The organism is Telluria sp. AZSoR62, assembly GCF_058111565.1.
Map to the genome: position 1 here is coordinate 1 of NZ_JBYTST010000600.1, position 236 is coordinate 236.

General features: G+C 53.4%; 1 protein-coding gene. It reads right to left on the reverse strand.

Annotated features, from left to right (window positions below):
- The coding region (locus AC3XQU_RS24890; protein WP_489876763.1) for a helicase-related protein at positions 1–224 on the reverse strand (224 nt) is incomplete at its 3' end.
- Between the last annotated feature and the right edge of the window lie 12 nt (positions 225–236).

The following is a 236-nucleotide window of genomic DNA, read 5'->3' on the forward strand; positions in this document are numbered from 1 at the left end:
TAATAGATGCTCAGATCAGTATTACCGGCATGTTTCAGACGCTGGTTGACGCAACCGAACAATCGATCAAGGCGCCCGACCCGCTGCTCATTGTCACCGGGTGACCCAGCCAGCCCGTAGTGATGAATCTGATGACACTGCATGTGCAGATTGACTCCCTCCTGGAGCACAGAAGTAGACACCAGCACATTGGGATAGAACGGACTGTTGAAGCCAAGGATCAACCGCTGCCGACT